This window comes from Halomonas sp., from assembly GCF_033549285.1.
GTDB lineage: Bacteria > Pseudomonadota > Gammaproteobacteria > Pseudomonadales > Halomonadaceae > Halomonas.
Genome location: NZ_JAWSUJ010000213.1, coordinates 1 through 527, shown reverse-complemented (window position 1 = coordinate 527; position 527 = coordinate 1). Strand labels below are relative to the sequence as shown.

Here is a 527-nt window from a genome sequence, read left to right as displayed (position 1 = left end):
GGCCCCGTCGTCCAAAGGGGGCGGCAGCATCACCCGGCCTTCCCCCGCTCCAGATACGCCTTGATCAGGTCCACGGGGATCGGGAACAGGATGGTGTTGGTGTTCCCCGTGCTGACCTCCACCAGGGTCTGGAGGTAGCGGAGCTGGATGGCCGTGGGCTCGGTCCCGATGGTGCGGGCGGCGAGTGTGAGCTTCTCCGCCGCCTGGTACTCGCCCTCGGCGGCGATGATCTTCGCGCGCCGCTCGCGCTCCGCCTCGGCCTGCCGGGCCATGGCACGCTGCATCTCGGTGGGCAGGTCGATGTGCTTGAGCTCCACGGTGGAGACTTTGACCCCCCACGGCTCGGTGTGCCGGTCCAGGATCTCCTGGAGCTCACGGTTCAGCTTCTCCCGGTCGGAGAGAAGCTCGTCGAGCTCCGCTTGGCCGCACACGCTGCGCAGGGTGGTCTGGGCGAGCTGGCTCGTGGCGTAGAGGTAGTCCTCCACCTCGACGATGGCCTTCAGGGGGTCCAGGGCACGGAAGTAAAC

1 protein-coding gene is annotated in these 527 nt (G+C 67.9%); it reads right to left on the bottom strand.

Translation table 11 applies throughout. The annotated features are described in order from the left end of the window. Positions 1-29 precede the first annotated feature (29 nt). The coding region (locus SCI24_RS21475) for a slipin family protein (RefSeq protein ID WP_318727292.1) at positions 30-527 on the bottom strand (498 nt) is incomplete at its 5' end.